General features: G+C 40.0%; 19 protein-coding genes and 1 pseudogene. 10 read left to right on the forward strand and 10 right to left on the reverse strand.

Translation table 11 applies throughout. The features are described 5' to 3' along the window. The first annotated feature begins 535 nt into the window (after nucleotides 1-535). The 8 genes from ACQKPA_RS32235 to ACQKPA_RS32270 all read left to right on the forward strand — a co-directional run bounded on the left by ACQKPA_RS32235 (nucleotide 536) and on the right by ACQKPA_RS32270 (nucleotide 8,454). Entirely contained in the window at nucleotides 536-1,510 is a 975-nt protein-coding gene (locus ACQKPA_RS32235) for a phosphotransferase (RefSeq protein ID WP_427496352.1), read from the forward strand. Nucleotides 1,511-1,793: 283 nt separating this feature from the next. Then, nucleotides 1,794-2,204: a helix-turn-helix domain-containing protein gene (locus ACQKPA_RS32240; protein ID WP_427496353.1), complete on the forward strand. Its 411-nt coding sequence runs from the start codon at nucleotides 1,794-1,796 to the stop codon at nucleotides 2,202-2,204. 62 nt (nucleotides 2,205-2,266) lie between these two features. Beyond that, a complete protein-coding gene (gene dnaA, locus ACQKPA_RS32245) occupies nucleotides 2,267-3,613 on the forward strand; it encodes a chromosomal replication initiator protein DnaA (RefSeq protein WP_427496354.1) in 1,347 nt (448 codons plus the stop codon). Between the two features lie 414 nt (nucleotides 3,614-4,027). Continuing rightward, the gene (locus ACQKPA_RS32250; protein ID WP_427496355.1) at nucleotides 4,028-4,492 is read left to right on the forward strand and encodes a hypothetical protein; all 465 of its coding nucleotides are present in this window, start codon (nucleotides 4,028-4,030) and stop codon (nucleotides 4,490-4,492) included. 318 nt (nucleotides 4,493-4,810) lie between these two features. After that, nucleotides 4,811-5,332, forward strand: a complete 522-nt coding sequence (locus ACQKPA_RS32255; RefSeq protein ID WP_427496356.1) for a chloramphenicol phosphotransferase CPT family protein — start codon at nucleotides 4,811-4,813, stop codon at nucleotides 5,330-5,332. Between the two features lie 63 nt (nucleotides 5,333-5,395). Continuing rightward, on the forward strand, nucleotides 5,396-6,139 hold the full coding sequence (locus ACQKPA_RS32260; RefSeq protein ID WP_427496357.1) for a GNAT family N-acetyltransferase: 744 nt from the start codon (nucleotides 5,396-5,398) through the stop codon (nucleotides 6,137-6,139). A 393-nt stretch (nucleotides 6,140-6,532) separates the two neighbouring features. Next, on the forward strand, nucleotides 6,533-7,510 hold the full coding sequence (locus ACQKPA_RS32265; protein ID WP_427496358.1) for a DNA/RNA non-specific endonuclease: 978 nt from the start codon (nucleotides 6,533-6,535) through the stop codon (nucleotides 7,508-7,510). Between the two features lie 476 nt (nucleotides 7,511-7,986). Further along, nucleotides 7,987-8,454 (forward strand): hypothetical protein, encoded by a 468-nt coding sequence (locus ACQKPA_RS32270; protein ID WP_427496359.1) that lies wholly within the window; start codon nucleotides 7,987-7,989, stop codon nucleotides 8,452-8,454. 252 nt (nucleotides 8,455-8,706) lie between these two features. Here ACQKPA_RS32270 and ACQKPA_RS32275 read toward each other — a convergent pair whose 3' ends face one another. Next, entirely contained in the window at nucleotides 8,707-9,180 is a 474-nt protein-coding gene (locus ACQKPA_RS32275) for a hypothetical protein (RefSeq protein WP_427496360.1), read from the reverse strand. A gap of 368 nt (nucleotides 9,181-9,548) precedes the next feature. Further along, nucleotides 9,549-9,806 carry a S16 family serine protease gene (locus tag ACQKPA_RS32280; RefSeq protein ID WP_427496361.1) on the reverse strand — a complete coding sequence of 86 codons (258 nt, stop codon included), beginning with the start codon at nucleotides 9,804-9,806 and terminating at the stop codon, nucleotides 9,549-9,551. 961 nt (nucleotides 9,807-10,767) lie between these two features. On the opposite strand from ACQKPA_RS32280, the gene ACQKPA_RS32285 reads away from it, so the two are divergent. Next, complete coding sequence (locus tag ACQKPA_RS32285; protein WP_427496362.1) at nucleotides 10,768-11,511, forward strand: hypothetical protein; 744 nt, start codon at nucleotides 10,768-10,770, stop codon at nucleotides 11,509-11,511. 182 nt (nucleotides 11,512-11,693) lie between these two features. Here the strand turns inward: ACQKPA_RS32285 and ACQKPA_RS32290 are convergent. From ACQKPA_RS32290 to ACQKPA_RS32315, 6 genes and pseudogenes are all read right to left on the reverse strand, one after another. Next, a pseudogene (locus ACQKPA_RS32290) lies at nucleotides 11,694-12,129 on the reverse strand (SOS response-associated peptidase). A 23-nt stretch (nucleotides 12,130-12,152) separates the two neighbouring features. Next, nucleotides 12,153-12,584 carry a MerR family transcriptional regulator gene (locus ACQKPA_RS32295; RefSeq protein ID WP_427496363.1) on the reverse strand — a complete coding sequence of 144 codons (432 nt, stop codon included), beginning with the start codon at nucleotides 12,582-12,584 and terminating at the stop codon, nucleotides 12,153-12,155. 55 nt (nucleotides 12,585-12,639) lie between these two features. Beyond that, nucleotides 12,640-12,957 carry a hypothetical protein gene (locus ACQKPA_RS32300; protein ID WP_427496364.1) on the reverse strand — a complete coding sequence of 106 codons (318 nt, stop codon included), beginning with the start codon at nucleotides 12,955-12,957 and terminating at the stop codon, nucleotides 12,640-12,642. A gap of 78 nt (nucleotides 12,958-13,035) precedes the next feature. Next, the gene (locus ACQKPA_RS32305; protein WP_427496365.1) at nucleotides 13,036-13,266 is read right to left on the reverse strand and encodes a Spo0E family sporulation regulatory protein-aspartic acid phosphatase; all 231 of its coding nucleotides are present in this window, start codon (nucleotides 13,264-13,266) and stop codon (nucleotides 13,036-13,038) included. Between the two features lie 36 nt (nucleotides 13,267-13,302). After that, nucleotides 13,303-14,046: an LPD29 domain-containing protein gene (locus ACQKPA_RS32310; RefSeq protein WP_427496366.1), complete on the reverse strand. Its 744-nt coding sequence runs from the start codon at nucleotides 14,044-14,046 to the stop codon at nucleotides 13,303-13,305. A 52-nt stretch (nucleotides 14,047-14,098) separates the two neighbouring features. After that, nucleotides 14,099-14,368 carry a hypothetical protein gene (locus ACQKPA_RS32315; RefSeq protein ID WP_427496367.1) on the reverse strand — a complete coding sequence of 90 codons (270 nt, stop codon included), beginning with the start codon at nucleotides 14,366-14,368 and terminating at the stop codon, nucleotides 14,099-14,101. A gap of 609 nt (nucleotides 14,369-14,977) precedes the next feature. On the opposite strand from ACQKPA_RS32315, the gene ACQKPA_RS32320 reads away from it, so the two are divergent. Further along, on the forward strand, nucleotides 14,978-15,106 hold the full coding sequence (locus ACQKPA_RS32320; RefSeq protein ID WP_427496397.1) for a YvrJ family protein: 129 nt from the start codon (nucleotides 14,978-14,980) through the stop codon (nucleotides 15,104-15,106). A gap of 300 nt (nucleotides 15,107-15,406) precedes the next feature. Here ACQKPA_RS32320 and ACQKPA_RS32325 read toward each other — a convergent pair whose 3' ends face one another. Continuing rightward, complete coding sequence (locus tag ACQKPA_RS32325) at nucleotides 15,407-16,513, reverse strand: zeta toxin family protein (protein ID WP_427496368.1); 1,107 nt, start codon at nucleotides 16,511-16,513, stop codon at nucleotides 15,407-15,409. Then, nucleotides 16,473-16,670 (reverse strand): hypothetical protein, encoded by a 198-nt coding sequence (locus tag ACQKPA_RS32330; RefSeq protein ID WP_427496369.1) that lies wholly within the window; start codon nucleotides 16,668-16,670, stop codon nucleotides 16,473-16,475. The genes ACQKPA_RS32325 and ACQKPA_RS32330 overlap by 41 nt, the downstream gene beginning before the upstream one ends. Nucleotides 16,671-16,925 lie beyond the last annotated feature (255 nt).

Below are 16,925 nucleotides of genomic sequence, written 5' to 3' on the forward strand. Positions count from 1 at the left end.
CAAGTGGCATCGGGCGAGCAGTTTGGATGGGGGATTGAGATCCGGCCGATCAATTACTTTGAATCGAGAGACTAGAATCAACTGTTTTACGGAAATGATCGTTCAATATATGAAAGTAAGGGCCATTCCGCAAGGAGTGGCCTTAAAAAGTTGCCGTTACAGTCAGTGCGGAGATAGATCTCCTTCCATAATGATAGGCGTTTTTCTCTGGTCCCGGTTTACAGACATATGTACAAAATACTATGTAATGTTCAATGTTATTTGATTTTGAAATATCCAATCCTGGACAGTATTTTTCGTGGGTTGTGACACAGGAAGGGGTAGTACCAGCGAAGCTGACATCACCGGCAAAGCGAATGTAATTAAATGGGGAATTTAATGATAACTACATGTTTTTTTGCTCTCTTTCGGTTATTGGAAGTACTTTACAGTTGATAGATAATACACTACTATCAATAAGAACGTTAGTTCTGTATCTTATTAAGGCGCTTAACCAATTTGGTTCGCATACTCCATTATTGAAGAGGTGATCACTATGGAAGTAGCTAGAACAATAAATCTTATTGAGGAAGAGATCATTAATGACCTCAAAGGCAAGTTTGGATGGCATATTCAATCGGTAGAAGCAAATAACTTGGGATATGGAAATATGAAATGGATCATGAAGACCGACAGCGAATCCTATTTCGTGAAGAAATATTGTAAAGTTAGATACCGAAGAGGACTTGAAGATGTTCACGAAGCTTTGCGGTATCAAGATTTGATGTATCGTGATGGCATTCCTTGTCAGCCTGTATATGCGTACAATAATCGGTATATTCATCGTTTACAATCCGATGAAGACTATATGATTACTGGTGTCAGTAAGGGGGAGCTTATTCAGGCAGGGACTGCTAACCTCCAACAAATGTACAGTCTTGGGGAAACCACTGGAAGAATGCACAAATGGATGAGTATCCATATGCCTCGACGCACAGTTCTACATTGGGATTTGCCGAGCAAACATAAAATGATTGCAAGACTAGAGTTGAATCTGCATGAGACAGAGGAAGCAAATCACGGAAAATACGTACTAGCCATTCAAAAGCAAATGGAAATACTTAGCGGAGTAGACATGGATATATTCAATGAATGCGCTAAGGGATGGGCCCATTGGGATATGCATGTTGACAATCTTTTGTTTTACAAGGATGGAGTTGCTGATATTGTCGACTTTGATCGAGTACAGTTTGTTTATCCTGATTTTGATATCTCACGAGCGTTGTTATCGTGTGCTCTTAAAGATGACCAAATGCGATTGGATGCTGTAGAGGCTTATGTAGAAGGCTACAGGGTACATATGAGCTTATCTAATGAGCAACTCGTTCGATCCATTAAACTTACCTGGTATAAGGAGTTCAAGTGGGTACATGCGATGTATAGCAGTGAAAAGACAATGGGACGCTTTATTGATGAGATGATCTGGATTGGGGATAACTGGAACGAACTGAATGATATTTTTAAGCTCTGATTCGTTTTTTCACATATATATCCATCTACTTTGCGGGTGGTATCAGCTTCGCTGGTACTACCCCCAAAAAGATGCTTAGGTTCATTTATAGAATTGCATTGTGATTTTTGTAAACATTATTATACGATTTAAATTTAAATGGAACGAAGTTAAGTCGCTCACTTGAGCGGCTTTTTATTATTGGTAGGCTGAGAAAAGAAATCAGGAACATATTATTCTTCGTTTACTTTCTTCTTATTATCTCTTAATATATGGATAACTATAGATAAGGGGTTGAGTAATAGTGAATGCTAAAGAAGCAGCGTTGTTACTTGGGGTTCATTATAAAACCATTCTTAACATGATTAATGACGGGCGTTTAGCCGCTTCGAAAAACGACTCCGGAGATTGGGTAATCAGTGAGAGTGACTTGGCTGCTCGTGAGCAAGAGATCGGCGATAAGGAGTTTGCAACGATTTATACTCATATGGCAGTACAAATAATTGAGAAAGCTCATAACCGGGCTATGCAAGCAGCAAGAGAAGAGCTTATTGACGTCGCACGTGCAACAATAAAGGTCAAAGAGAATAGGAATGAGTTAAATCAACAAGTAAAACGTCTTCAAAATGCATTAGATGCATATAAGGCAGCTGAAGCATTCACACTTACTGTTGATTCAATCAAAAAACAAGCGGAAATAGAAAGTCATCGATAGTACCTGATAAGTATTAGAAACATATCTAAACGGAACTGATTATGTGGAGGTGTACTTAATAAGTGCAGAAGGATACCCAAGAAGATCTATGGCAAAGAATACTGGGTGAACTTGAAAAAAAGATTAGCAAACCAAGTTTTGATACCTGGCTAAATTCTACGAAGGTTATTACTTTTAGTGAAACTGAACTTATTATTAGTACCCCTACACAGTTTACGAAAGATTGGTTAGAAACACGTTACATTAACCTTATAAGAATGGCAGTGAATGAAACTTTAAACCGAAATATCACTGTCAAGGTAATAATCGAGGATGAAGAGATTTTGTCTGAGAAGGGTAAGTCGTTGAAAATGAACTCTGGATCCACAGAAACGAAGCTAGATCCAAAAGTTTCATTGAATAGAAAATATACTTTTGAAAACTTTGTTGTAGGCACAGGGAACCGTTTTGCACATGCAGCTGCACTTGCAGTAGCTGAAGCACCGGGTAAAGCTTATAATCCGCTTTTCTTGTATGGTGGAGTTGGACTCGGTAAAACTCATTTAATGCATGCGATTGCCCAACATGTATTAGATCATAATTCCAAAGCAAAAGTACTATATATATCTTCTGAAAAATTTACCAATGAATTTATAAATGCAATTATGAATAATCGCGGCGAATTATTTAGAAATAAATATCGAAATATAGACGTTTTATTGATTGATGACATTCAATTTATAGCAGGTAAAGAACAAACACAGGAGGAGTTTTTTCATACATTTAACGCTCTTCAGGAAGAAGGTAAAGCTATCATTATCTCTAGTGATAGACAACCTAAAGAAATCCCAACGCTAGAAGAACGATTGCGCTCCCGTTTTGAGTGGGGCCTTATTACTGATATTCAACCACCGGATCTTGAAACAAGGATTGCTATTCTGTGTAAAAAAGCAAAGTCTGAAAAACTTGATATTCACAACGATGTCATGCTATATATTGCAAACCATTTTTTCACTAATGTCCGAGAATTAGAAGGAGCTCTTATTCGCGTTATAGCATATTCATCCCTAACCAACCAGGATATTGGGGTCCCAATGGCCGCAGAAGCTCTTAAAAATTTATTACCGTCTGTAGGACCTAAGACTATTACTATACAAAAGATTCAACAGCGAGTAGGGGAATTTTACGGAATTAAGATAGAAGATTTTAAAGAACGAAAAAGAACAAAAGCAGTAGCATTTCCGCGTCAGATCGCAATGTACTTATCCAGAGAACTCACTGACATTTCATTACCAAAAATAGGTGAACAGTTCGGAGGCCGAGATCACACTACAGTTATTCATGCATACGATAAAATAGTTCAAATGCTTCAAAAAGATCAGGAACTTTGTGCAGTAATTAAAGCTTTATCGGATAAAATTAAAGATTAACCATAATATAAAAGCTGCTATCAGCGGCTTTTTTTATTTTTTTATTTAAAAGAGAAGGAGAGTGATAAATTGATTGATCGAGGCAAACACGCCAATTGTGACACAATCCATGTCGGGTGACAAAAACATAGTAACATTAGAAGCCGCTGATAATGCGGCTTTTTATATTTATGTTATCAAGTTCTTGTCAAAACACAATGACAAGAACTTGATAACATTCCCGACGGATGACAAGAACATTGTTACATTCCCGATATGATTTCATCGACGCCGGCAAACAAAGATGATTAGACGCCTTTTTATTAAACTAACGGGCAGATTAGTTGAATAATCAATCGAAAAATATTGATGGTAATTTTCCTGTTTCATTTGCTATAATTCCATAAAATGGTCATTAGAATGGAGTTGGTTTTAATGAATATTATGTTTGTATGTACCGATAATTTTACTCGAAGCGTAATAGCTGAATTTTGTATGAAGGATTTTCTCCGTAGTATTAATAAGACTTCAATTAAGGTTGCTTCCGCTGGGATAAGAGCAAATAGTGATATTAGCAAGTATTCCAATATTCACTTTAATATAATGAATGAATTGAATATAGACACCACTGACTTCAAAAGAACGCTTTTTGATGAAAATCACTTTAAAGAGTACGATATAATTATTGCAATGAGTGAACTTCATAGAGATTATATTAAAGAGAAGTACAATCGTGAAATCCCATTATTCAATGAAGTATATAACGGTCAAAAAACAGCAGTGAATATAGGTGCTCCCGATAGTGAAGATTTTGTGGAACAAATGAAAAAATTGGTTCATTTCTTTTATGAAGCAGCGCCCCGTATCATACATAATCTAGAACAAAAGGCTACCCTTTAATGAATGGTTTCTATTTCATCAAAAATGACTTAATTAAGCTAGCGAAGTCAACGAGTACATTAAGCTAACGGGAAACGATAACGAAATAGACACGTAGGCAGCCGGCGACGCGATCGGCTGTCTTTATATTTCAACTAAGGGCAAATAGGCTGCAAAAATAATTCGACAATCTGGATAGGTTTATTTTTTATCAAAGATCACGCATCTGGTACGAGAGTGCAGGACTTCAACGAGTTTTTAATCTGTGATTTGCTGGAGGAGATAGTGCTATCGTTCATCTTGTAATTCATTTAGTATGACGTAATCTGAGGGGGACATATGAAAAGAGGAAATATTATTTTCCTGAATGGAGTATCAAGCTCGGGGAAGACAACACTAGCCAAACAATTACTTAAACGGCTACCTGATTATTACCATTATAGTATCGACGATTTTGATCTTGTCATTGAACGAATGGAAGACAGGGACAACCATCGGCTTATTTCGGTTGAAACCGAATATTTTTTCCATCGAACGATCGCCATGTTTTCTGATAAAGCAGTTAATCTAATTATTGACCATGTTATTCATGACGAATTTACAAGAACGGATTGCAAAGCAATTCTATCCGGGTATCCTATATTGTTCGTGGGTGTTCACTGTCCAGCAACAGAGCTTGAACGTCGAGAAAAAGAAAGAGGGGACCGCAGAATAGGATTATCCAAATCACAATTGGACTTTGTACATAAGGAAGAGACTTACGATATTGAAGTTGATACCTTTACCAATGGACTAGAAAATTGTGTTGAAAGAATAGTACAGAGGGTACAAGAAAAAGATTTCCCATCAGTGTGGCCATAAGCAGAAGTATAATCTGAATCTTTAGAGAAGAATTGCGTTGCAGAAGCGAAAGGAAGGGTAACGATGATTATGACACAAAAAGAAATGCTGTTCATTGTGCAATCACAACTTGCTATTGACCTGAATTGCTCTATCGATGACCTGAACGGCGAAAAGGATAGCATTATTTTTGTTGAAGCTAAAGAAAATCCAGGATGCAGACCGTTTCCAAGGAAGGCACGTTATTTCGAGATCCTTTCTATGGGAAAATCAATTGTAGTGTCGGCTACACCTGAACGGTTGTTAATTGCCAAAACACAGATGCAGGGCAAAACCAGGGATACCATATTCTCCTTACCATTTATCAGAGGTCTTTACTTGCACTTTCTGCCTGATGTAAAACGAATTAAGCCAATGTCACCGCCGAATTTTTTTTCATTTGAACTGATTAAGCGAGAAGAAGTGGTCAGTTTATTTGATGTTACAAGATTCAATGAAGCTATTATATATGATACGAATCTTCCCTGGCAGACTGATCTAGCAGTGCTTGCAAAGCAAGATGGGGAATTTGTTGGTATGGCAGGAGCAAGCAAAACCTGTACAAAACTGTGGCAAATTGGCATAGAAGTATTACCCAAATATCGTAATTTGGGATTGGCTAGTTATCTTGTAAACAGGTTAACTTTTGAAATATTGGAACGTGGAGAAATACCGAGTTATGACGTAATTGCAAGTAACATTGCTTCACAGAGAGTAGCTCACCGATTAGATTATTTTCCCGCATGGGTGTCTGATTGGCGATGCAATTTTGAAGGACTTGAACAATAATCGTATCACAAGAAATGTCCCCTAAAGCATATCATCGAGCCTCTCCAGAGTATCCGACAATTCTAAGCTTTTGAGTGGTGTGTTTTTAATTCCTGTCGGGTGACAAAAACATAGTTACATTAGAAGCTGCTGATTATGCGGCTTTTTATATTTATGTTATCAAGTTCTTGACAAAACACAATGACAAGAACTTGATAACATTCCCGACCGATGACAAGAACATTGTTACATTCCCGATATGATTTCATCGTCGGCAGTAGACGCCCTTTTATTAAACAAACGGGCAGGATAATTCAATAGGATATTAGTCTTTTATGGTAAGATTATAGAACACGATAAGTTATAGTCGTCGTTTTTAGAATGAACAGTATGAAATTATAGGGGAGTCCTAAATTGAAAAAGAAAATGAACTATTTAATCTTAATTTTAACGATCATCTTTATGGTTGGTTGCACCAATGTAGAAGATCCGCCTATTACAAATGGAGAAAACGCCATACAAGAAGTAACCAAAGTTGATAAAGAAGCAGAGGGAACTATTACCGAGGCCATTAAGGAACCAAAAGGAGAAGAAAAGGTTGTTGATGAACCGGCAGTCGAGGAAACGCCAACCCAACCAAATAACGATCTATTCTCAGGATACGAACGTATTGAAGTGGATGCTTGTGATTTGTCTGGCCATCGTGAACCTAACGTCGTTGTGGATGTTGGTTACGGGAAGCGTAAATACTGGGCATTTACAAATGAACACGGGCAACTAGTGCGTGTCATTGCTGATAAAATCATTCTACAAGATGACAATAAAGAGCCTGTCTCATCGTCTGGTAGGTATTGTGCTGATGAAGCAAAGGTCCCTGGGGTTGAGAGTGCTGTTTTAGACGAAGGACATGCCATAGCTGATTCTCTTGGCGGTGTATCCAATGCTTATAATATCACCCCACAAGATAGTACGCTCAACCGACATGGTGATCAAGCATATATGGAAGACGCTATACGCAAAGCAGGTGGAGCTACTAATTTTGAAGCAATTATCACCTACCCGAACACGAAAACGCAGATTCCCTCCAGTTATCAATACACCTATACGTTAAAGGGTAACGTGATTGTCGATAAATTTGATAATGTGAATCCTGACGAAGTAAACAAAACCCTTGGTTTAACAGACAGTAAGCCTTCTGATTCAAAAAGTTCTAACACAAAAGCGACTAATCCAAATACAAAAGATGATCTTTCTAGTGTTGATACCAATGGTAACGGGAAGATAACGATAAAAGAAGCGAAAGCAGCCGGTTATAGTATGCCAATAACGAGTGATCATTGGTTATACAAATACATGGATGATCGTGATGGTGACGGTATGGTAGGTGAGTAAGACTAAAATTAAATGAACGGAAGAACAGAACATACTCCTGTTTGCCACAATTCCCTATGGGTGGTTATAACTAGAGATGAACATCCTGAATGGTTTCAGAGTATTGAATAATAACTCTTGATAACTCATGGTGGTTGAACTAACGGGAAACGATAGCTTAATAAAAACAGCAGCGATCGGTTTAGATCAGCTGCTGTTTTTATTAATATAACCGGCTGAGTATGGGATCGTGGCAATGAAGAAGTACTTATTAAAAGGACGATTTCCGGATTCTTAGACATATGTACAAAATACGACTTTTGCGAACATGTTATAAGGTAAACCGCTGGGGAACATAGGCATGTTATAATCAATGGTAAAAGCGCTTTAATGCTCCCAATAATCTTAAAGGACGTGATTCCTATACAACTCCAGAAATATATCTCAGACGTAAAGAGCTAATGCGATTTCAATAGAAACTAAACAACGGAGGCAGTATGATTCTACGCCATGTAACTCTAAAAAGTAAGTTATCAAGCATTTACCAGCACGAAGCCCTCTTACCGGCTGCAGAATTAGGCATAAGAATGAGGTCAGCCGATAAAGACTATGTTGCATTTGAATTAAACCCTACCTCAGATGTTCTTGTAAGAATTTTTCCGATGCTAAAAAGCAATTCATTTAATTCCAAATCTGTAATGGACGGTGACCAATTTGAGCTGCTGTTTGATGGAAAAAAGATGTCTGCTGAAGGATTTTTGATTGAACAGTTAAACCAACTTAAAATTCAAATCCGCCCTTACATAGGCCAAAATGGATTCACAGAGGAAGAGTACGAATCAATTGGGGCATTTGTTTTTGTTCAATCTAGAGTACCAATAAAGTATCTAACAGAAGATTCGAGAGCCACACTGGAGGATTACATTAGACAAAATCCAGTTGTTGATGCTCAAGGAGAGAATTAAGTTTCCATATATCTTAACTGACCTTAGAAAATGGAACAGCGACAGTCAAGGACGTGAAAGTATAATCCTAGATTGTCGCTGTTCCATTGAACTAATGATCAATCGCTATGAAAACGCTACGTACCGATTTGTTGCTTAAGCGTAAAATTGCCTGAACTTCTCTATTGGGAGAGTTCCTTCTTTCTTGATTGGCACATCTATGCCAAAGACAAATTCCGCCTACTAGCTCCGCCGAATAAAATTTATCAGCCTTTACAACTTAATCTCTCCATACAACTCGACTTGGTTAGTGTGCTTTTCTAGAAATTCCAATTGTAATGTTTTAATTTTTTCTTCACTGTAAATTGAATATAGTGGTTGTACAGTCTCATTTTTGTCATAAGCATCCTTTGAAATACTTCTGCTTCCTTTGCCGATAAAGTACAGTTGGTTTTTATCCTTTAAATAACAAAAGAAAAATCCATCTGATTTTACCTTTTTTTCGAAATTTCGCTTTCCTTCTTCGTAAGTGTAAAACTTGGAAACAGGCATCCATAGAACTGCTTCATTATCACTTACTTCACCAACGTATTCTAAATATGTATCAGAACCTATTGTGCTAATGAACGATTCCGTTGCCGTTGAAGATAATGAAGAATACCTCTTTTTATTTATTTCGCTACCAATGGTTAATACTACGCCACCCAAGAAACACGCCAAAAACATGATCCAGAACAGTTTTTTCATATATAATATAATTCCCCCTTCTTTTTATTTTCGGCACGATCAGATAAAGCTTGTATAGTACATTTACATTACAAGTTGCCCACTGACAACCTAACAAACTAGCAATAAGGTACCCAATAATCCAATTCAAAGCGTTGATCATTACTCTTAAGCAGATCGGTATCGATAAGGTCAAACGAACGCAACAAGAAATCGTGAATAGATCGCTGGTTTATATAAAGAAAAAGAGCCCTTCATTAGGCTCTTTTTTCAGTTTCCGCGACTTCTTTTCTCCTGCCGGCACGTCCGGACGTTTCCGGATCGATGCCCCCGGCGTATCATGCATTGGCCACGATCTGCAGCTGCTACATATCTCGTATAATGCTTCTTTACTTCCAATATGCCTCAATATCACCAAGCTTCTGAATTGGGACGATATCAATATTACTCTTCATCAGCCTTTTCATTAATTTGGCTTCTGAATAATTCATTCCCTTAGGGAGAAAGATTACCGGAACTGAATTCTTTATGGCCAGATATGTTTTAGCTTTTACTCCCCCAACACTTGTTATATTCCCCTCAAGATCGATAGCTCCAGTAATAACAAACTCCCCATGTTCATTGGGTATTCCCTTTTTTTTAAGCATGACTTAGTGTTGTTTTCTATTTTCAAGACGTAAACCATTCGATGGTTAAATTCATAACTGGCAAGGTATTAAGCTGTTTTTCGCTCTGTGAAAGTTGAGATAAATACTAGGATTCAAGACCCATTGATTTACACATGTCGAATCTTGTAAGATTTTAATATATTAGATTGGAAAATATTTAAAAATATTATACAGACATTGAAAGGGATGCACGAACAGGACACTCGTGTTAAAAAATATTAGCTTAAGGGAGGAATATTATAATTAAAGGTTTAATGTTCTTCGGAACAATAACGGCATACATAGACGGGTGGCGCCTTGCAATAGGAGCAGCAGCCCCTTCTTAGGATTGTTAGTATCGTGTCCACCATTCGTCGTTCCTTCGTTGGCTTCTCTGTTTGTCCGTGCGATCCGGACAAGCTCATCTTTAAGCGTACGGTCGTAGATAGGCTTTACAGCAATGTGGATTGAACGCTGCCTGATCAGGTTCAATGGAAATAGGAACTTGGTAAGCCGAGCAAACTAGCTCTGGTTTTCCTTAGATTGAAGGTTAACCAGCGCTTGCACAAAACAATTCAGAACGGAAATTCCGATTTGTTTGATCAAATTCACGTTTTGTTGGCGGGCCCCCCGGAACTATTAATATTTAATGGGTGAATGTACGTGTAGGTTTCTTGTAAGAGCCCCACCAAACACTTTCGAAGGGAACGGCACTGCTAATCTGTATTAATCAGCTGCAAAAGTACCGTAGGACGATAAAACGGGCAAACCCTCCCATGAAATTACGACGACAGGTGCTAGCTTCGACTTACATATGGTATCTTTGTGAAGTTACGGTAGGAAACCGCTGTTTATTGGAAATTGGAATCTGACAGGAATCTTTGCAAAGCTCTCTGTAACCGAGGAGGATCCCGAGAATTGGCAAGGTTGTTCTAATTTAAAAGTAAGGAGTTTTTTAAAAATGTTTGATCTAGAGCTACGAAACCAGCTTCTTACAGTTCCCATATCCCATGCCCGGATACAGTTGGCACAGAGTCCGGCATGTATCCTTGATTCCTTGTTCGGCTTGGCCAAATTTATGGTTGAACCGACAATTGATGTTGATCTGGTATTTACAAGCGGCGTTTACCTAAACAATGTAAGCGACAATCCTGCGCGCCAGCGGCTAAGCCTGCTGCAACGAGAAGCCGAATGGCGGCTGGGTTTCGAAAAAATCTTTAGGCGAATTGCACACGGCGATAAGAATGACGTATTTTGCCTCGACCGTTCAGCTTTCGCCTTTGTTTCTTGGGATGAGCAAATAACTTCCTGTTGGCACGAGTTTGACGCGCTTTATAGGCACCTCCACAATTCCTACGAGTCCGACGCTTCCGTGCGCGAGACCATGGATACTCATCTGAGAAAATACCGCAAAGATCCGAACGAGAATACGCTGCGCTTCCTTTTTGAGGAGATCGCGGTCACCGCGTTATGGTTGAAGGGTTTTACATTCAGCCGTAAGAGGCTGCGCGGCGATCAGGTAATGGATCGGGTTCATGTCGTTTATCCCGGCCATATTTCGACCGGCATGCTATGCGGACTTGAGCTGCTGCTTAATGGACAGAAGGACGTTCGCCAATTGGTTTGGATAAATACGAGTGAGCCTGTGGCGGTTGCTGAGATCTACCACTTTGAGACAACTACGGTTGCACGTGCTTCAAGATAGAAAACACAGTTTCGTTTTGTAAAAGTATGAATGACAATGAAAAAGCCGATTATTAGCGGAAACAAGTCAGCCAGTATCGCGCCGCTAATGGATTGCACTCCCTCGAGCCATTATGGGGAAAGACTTGTTCTGGTGGCTCGATAAAATAAGACCCACTCCAAGCTTTCGCATGGGAGTGGGTTTTATTTTGAGTTTAAAGGAATCTCATCTATTAATTCGGAACCCGTATTCTTAACGTTACCTACTGCTGCAGACACTGGATAGGACAGCATATTGGCTGCAGGGAAAGGGGTTAATAATTCCTGAAGCTTTTCTTTGTCTTGTACATCCGGATCCAGCCAGATGTCTGCAGTTTTTTCCTCCAATATAACAGGCATCCTATCATGAACATTTGCCACCAGATCATTTGGTTTTGTGGTTATGATGGTGCAGCTGCGCAGTGTCTCTCCGTCCTCATCCTTCCACTCATCATACAGACCAGCAAAACCATACACGCCCTTTGATTTGACCTGAAATCGATACGGCTGCTTTTTATTCAGCCCTAGCATTAATCATCTTGTAACCAATTTTAATATCTTTGGCCCAAAATGGAATAAGCCCCCATCTATATCCTTCCAATACCCGTTTTCCGCTGTTCCCATTTATATCTTTTTTCCGTCATCTTTAAAATACTCCGTTTCTTTTTTACCCGTGCCCTCAATGTAATTTTCGTAGAATGAAATTTTTTGAGCTACGGCATTAATAAGTAATTCAATATTTTGTTGTTGTTCAAGTAACTTATTCTGATGATCCATAAGAATCGAAAGTCGATTGCTAACTGGCTCTTTGGGCATCTCTCCGGATTCCAATCGTTCCAGTATGCAGCCTTCTTTTGTAAACTCCGAAATATCTTCAAGGGACATCCCTGTTTTTTTGAGAGTTACCATAAATATAAGAAAGTTTACTTCAGAATCCGTAAATTCTCGTATTCCGCTATCGTTTCTCTTTATTTTTGGAATCAATCCACTTCTTTCATAAAATCGAATGATATGTGCAGAAAGTCCGGTTCTTTCCGCAACTTCTTTAATATTCATTTCAAGGAACTCCTTTTGTTGCGACTTGGTCCCATCTTACACCTTTAAGTTCACTCTAAGTCAAGCTATCTCTTTTGGAAATTTGTAGACTTTCAAAACATATCTGGCACCGATTATTACGGAGTAGTTCCGTTTTAGTTTTTGTAAATAGAATATGAATCCTCCCCGTTTGTACTTGACCTTCAGAGCCTGGATAAATAAACGAACAGCCCTTAGATTGAACCTGCCTGTGATATGTAAATGCCATTTCCGTTAAGACATCCGCATCATCTGCCTCTTTGTCCAGGCGCCCTGCATTATAAATAGCCGTAGCGATTACACCAAAAAATAAAATAAAACCGATTAAGTTCCACAAAGCCTCATTAGTGATCATTGAATACACTCTCCCCTGTTTGATAAGATTAGGGGGCGTACAGCCTGCGAAGTTATACGCATCCCCCATTAGAGGCGATTACTTTTTAGTAGTCGGCTCTTTGGCTTTTTCCTGAAGCAGCTTCCTCTTTAGCTTCATAAAACGAAGAATCAATTGATCCAAAGTCTGAGAAAGTGAGACTACATCCTGATGTATGGGTTCGAGTCTGCATGCCAGCTGTTCGAGTTCGCTGCGCCGCATTTCAAGCAATTCGGAAACTTGCTTCAGTTCATTCTCGATGGATAACATCTTTTCGGATGATTTACTCATCTTTCATCACCAAACCCTTTCCTATTTGGACTGGAATCAGTTACTGCAGATTTCCTCAGCAACCAATTCAAAAAGCTGATCAATATCCGCGCCCTCAAATGACAACTCAGTCAGATCCTCTTTCTCGATGAAGAGCTGCAGCGTCTTCAGCTTTAATCGCTGAACGGGGGTTAACCGATCTACAGGCTTCTGAATGGGGAACTGGAATACCTTAGCGAGCCTTTTACCAGCTAGCTCATCCAATGGCTGAAGCAGCTCGATAGTAGGTTTGATTTCAGGGGTTGAGATATTGGGCTTCTGTCGGTTATCTAGCACCGGCTTCGAATCCAACAGAAGATCAGGACGATCCCGGGGGGATACACCGTTTAAGAGACCTCTTCGAATCAAATCCCGTTCCACTTCATAGCGTACGGATACATTAAGATCTCCCCATTGAGAACCGTGGGTTTCTAATTCTCGAAAGAGAATGGACTTCCGTTCATCTGACAATGACCGGCTCGTGGAAAGAAACTCGGGCCCGATAAAATGCTGCCCCTTCCACTCATAACCCGTAGCCTTTTTATAATCCGTCACACATAACACGCGGGTATAACTTTCAAACCGATTCAGAACACGTTCCACATCGATCGTTAACGGTCCATCCGTCCAGGTGACGTAAACACTGTTATATGAACTCCGCATCGAAAACTTAACGCCAGGAAAAACGATTTTGAGTGCTTCAGCAATATGCTTCTTTGCTTCCTTACCTGAGATATTTAACGTTTCAATTGTCTGTGACATATTATCAATCTCCTTTACCTTTTCATTGAATAGAATTAGAAAATCTGATTGGTTAAGCAAACTGTTGAACATAGGCTTTGGACAAAAACTTCAAATAATCATGAAACGTCTTGTGGCTCCTATTATGAAAATCCATCTTCACCAAAACCTGTTGAATTTTACGTTGAGAGTCGGAATCTGTGTGGTGAATGATGTATTCGATCACAACCGATGTTTCCATAATGTGAATTTGTCCTTCGTGCTCGATCGTGTAGATCTCATCCTGCAGGTTCTTTTCATCGAAAAACGTTTCAAACCAAGTAGAAAGCGAGGTCTTTTTCATGTATGTTTTCCTCCTTATGGATATTGGGATTGGGGCCTAACCCCTTATCCGGCTTCGAGGGCCGGTCTAGCCTTAGCGGCGATGAGCGCGGTGTTTAAAGGTTTGTGACCAGAGATCTGACTTGCGTAGTTGCTGCTGAGTATGGAGTTTTCAAAGAGCAATTTATCCGTGTGTCGTAGCCGTCATAGCCACGGTAAATCATGCAGGTTCCAGGAAGGCAAAGGTCTGCCCGGAGGGATGAAGAAAGTTTTTGGCGAAATCCCAAAAAGTTTTTTCACCTTTGCCTGGAGGGGTTCTGGATGATTGGCTATCATGACGGATACGACACGCCCACGGATGATTGCGGAAAAAACGAGAGAAACAGCCGCCATCGCATAACTAGGATCTGTTCGCTAACCTTCAATCTCTGCATCTTCGAAACATCAAAAAAAAGAGCCTCCGCATGTGGAGGCTCTGGTCGTACAGGTATGGCTTTCAAAAGGCTTCGGAACGCAAAGGAGGATGAGAAGGGAAATGGAATCTACAGGCTCTTGGCAGCTTGCTGCGTAGAGCCTGTGAGTCGCATTCCCTGCCCGACTGAACGAACTGGGGGATTAGACAGGCTTTGCGATTTTTATTGCCATCTTCCTACTGATCCGTTTTGAGAAAAAGGTAGAATCGTTAACCGAAGCCATAAACAACCTAATGAGGGCTTTCGAAGATGCTAAAAAGAATGACAAGCAAAAAGAGGATCGCTAAAATCGATCCTCTTCACAAATTTGTTCATGTTGTATTCAGTTGGATCTCTAACTCTCGTCAAGTCGGTTACTCCTTACATAAATCATCATAAAGTCCCCATGATCCCATAGTTTTAACACAGGGTAGGTACCCGACGATAGCGTAAAGGACCGAATCTCCAAGGGTTGAATCTTCTCAGCATTTACCTCACACCCACTTTCAAAAGTGGCTGGGTGAATCCGAACCTCCCTACCGGTATCATTAAAAAAGTCAAATCTCATACGACACACACCCCTTCTCGAAGTAGAATCCTGGGCACCCCTAACGTTCCATGCTAGGTGATTGATACATGTCCTTCTGTTGAACTTGGGACATGGCTTGGTGCAGCTCACGTTTGGATAATTCATTTCCAACGGCCATCACCTGTTTAGTACATTCTTTCAGTGCTTTATCCAGTAGTTCCACAAGAGAAACGGTGGATGCAATTGAAGCCTTGATTACATTCATTTCGGCCGGCCCAGGAATACGCTGCTGGATGATTTTTAAATCTCGGTTAACCGAGTTTTGACGCTGTACGACTTTCTCAAGCTCATGTTTGTTTGGCTGCCGTATCTTATCGATCATTGTTTTTGGTTTTAAGGCCTCATAGCGCTTGTCCAGATCTGCTTTACGAGCCTCTAATTTGGATAACTCATGTTGGGCCCTAATCGGATTTTCAAGCTCGTATAGTTCTTTCCGGACTTCCTTCAGCTGCCGCGAAAGATTTTGCTGTTCATTTTGTAATTCTTTATGTACTTCCTTCAAAGCATTATTCCATTCATTCATCGCCGACTTTGCCCATGCGGTCATTTCATTGGCCGGCACTTGATACTTCGTCAGTCCACGGTAAACCTCGGCTTGAATCTGGTACACCTTCGAATTATCAAACAAATAAGAATGGTCTGCCAAGCGCATAGCCTTCGGAAGATTTTCAAGTGAAGTCACGTATCGCCGGCGAATATCTTCTTCAGGAATGTGGTGGCCTCCTTTAGCTACACGTTGAGCTACACGCTCGATATGAAGATTTACATTATCAAGGCCTACATAATACAAATTGACCTTAAATCCAGCTTGTTTTGCAAGCTCCATTTGCCTTATTGCATTCTGTCCACCCAAGGTCGTTTCGATCGAGAAAGACTTTCCGGATTGAATACAGTCCCGAACACGCTTCACAGCTTCACGTCCGGCAGCAAAATCGGCTTTGTTTTGAGGTAAATGACGATATCCTCTTGCAATTTCATCCGCATCGATGACAACTACATCTGGATTCCGATGTTTTAAAATGTTCGTCAACTCCGACTTACCTGCACCATTTGTGCCAGCAAACACCGTCATCGATGGCCGATCTTCAGGAGATAGGAGTTTCTTTGACATGGCCTCGTTCGTCATATGCCACCTCCGTTTTACGACCATCCGGATACTCACGAATGATCTTCCCATTCTCTGAATAGCTGAAGAACGTACCAGCTGCATGTGCCGATTTTCTGGCATTATCAGCTGCCAGGCGACCGATCTCTTCTAATTCCTTTAATGATAATGGTTTCATCTAGACAAACCTCCATTCATAGCTTACCCGTAAAGCATCTCTTAGTTTTTGCGGAAGAAATCATGATCTTGTGAAGTACACAATACAAACAAGCCCCTGTTAGCAGCTGAACAACTAACTTCATGATATAAAAATGCAGGAACATATGTACCTCTATTATACCATGTAATATAGCTATCAAAGCTGAAATAGAAGGGTCAAAATCAAATTTTGACCTACCTTCCGGCCGCAAGGCCGGCCCCGGCTGGCCGGGGA

The organism is Paenibacillus sp. NPDC093718, from assembly GCF_050279985.1.
Taxonomy (GTDB): Bacteria; Bacillota; Bacilli; order Paenibacillales; family Paenibacillaceae; genus Paenibacillus_AQ.

What these genes read in the sequence shown, in the direction of transcription:
- ACQKPA_RS32250 (WP_427496355.1), top strand. Translation starts at nt 4,028, where the DNA reads ATGAATATTATGTTTGTATGTACCGATAATTTTACTCGAAGCGTAATA.
- ACQKPA_RS32280 (WP_427496361.1), bottom strand. Translation starts at nt 9,806, where the DNA reads ATGCTTAAAAAAAAGGGAATACCCAATGAACATGGGGAGTTTGTTATT.
- ACQKPA_RS32275 (WP_427496360.1), bottom strand. Translation starts at nt 9,180, where the DNA reads ATGAAAAAACTGTTCTGGATCATGTTTTTGGCGTGTTTCTTGGGTGGC.
- ACQKPA_RS32295 (WP_427496363.1), bottom strand. Translation starts at nt 12,584, where the DNA reads ATGAATATTAAAGAAGTTGCGGAAAGAACCGGACTTTCTGCACATATC.
- ACQKPA_RS32315 (WP_427496367.1), bottom strand. Translation starts at nt 14,368, where the DNA reads ATGAAAAAGACCTCGCTTTCTACTTGGTTTGAAACGTTTTTCGATGAA.
- ACQKPA_RS32330 (WP_427496369.1), bottom strand. Translation starts at nt 16,670, where the DNA reads ATGAAACCATTATCATTAAAGGAATTAGAAGAGATCGGTCGCCTGGCA.
- ACQKPA_RS32270 (WP_427496359.1), top strand. Translation starts at nt 7,987, where the DNA reads ATGATTCTACGCCATGTAACTCTAAAAAGTAAGTTATCAAGCATTTAC.
- ACQKPA_RS32305 (WP_427496365.1), bottom strand. Translation starts at nt 13,266, where the DNA reads ATGAGTAAATCATCCGAAAAGATGTTATCCATCGAGAATGAACTGAAG.
- ACQKPA_RS32255 (WP_427496356.1), top strand. Translation starts at nt 4,811, where the DNA reads ATGAAAAGAGGAAATATTATTTTCCTGAATGGAGTATCAAGCTCGGGG.
- ACQKPA_RS32325 (WP_427496368.1), bottom strand. Translation starts at nt 16,513, where the DNA reads ATGACGAACGAGGCCATGTCAAAGAAACTCCTATCTCCTGAAGATCGG.
- ACQKPA_RS32235 (WP_427496352.1), top strand. Translation starts at nt 536, where the DNA reads ATGGAAGTAGCTAGAACAATAAATCTTATTGAGGAAGAGATCATTAAT.
- ACQKPA_RS32310 (WP_427496366.1), bottom strand. Translation starts at nt 14,046, where the DNA reads ATGTCACAGACAATTGAAACGTTAAATATCTCAGGTAAGGAAGCAAAG.
- ACQKPA_RS32285 (WP_427496362.1), top strand. Translation starts at nt 10,768, where the DNA reads ATGTTTGATCTAGAGCTACGAAACCAGCTTCTTACAGTTCCCATATCC.
- ACQKPA_RS32300 (WP_427496364.1), bottom strand. Translation starts at nt 12,957, where the DNA reads ATGATCACTAATGAGGCTTTGTGGAACTTAATCGGTTTTATTTTATTT.
- ACQKPA_RS32260 (WP_427496357.1), top strand. Translation starts at nt 5,396, where the DNA reads ATGATTATGACACAAAAAGAAATGCTGTTCATTGTGCAATCACAACTT.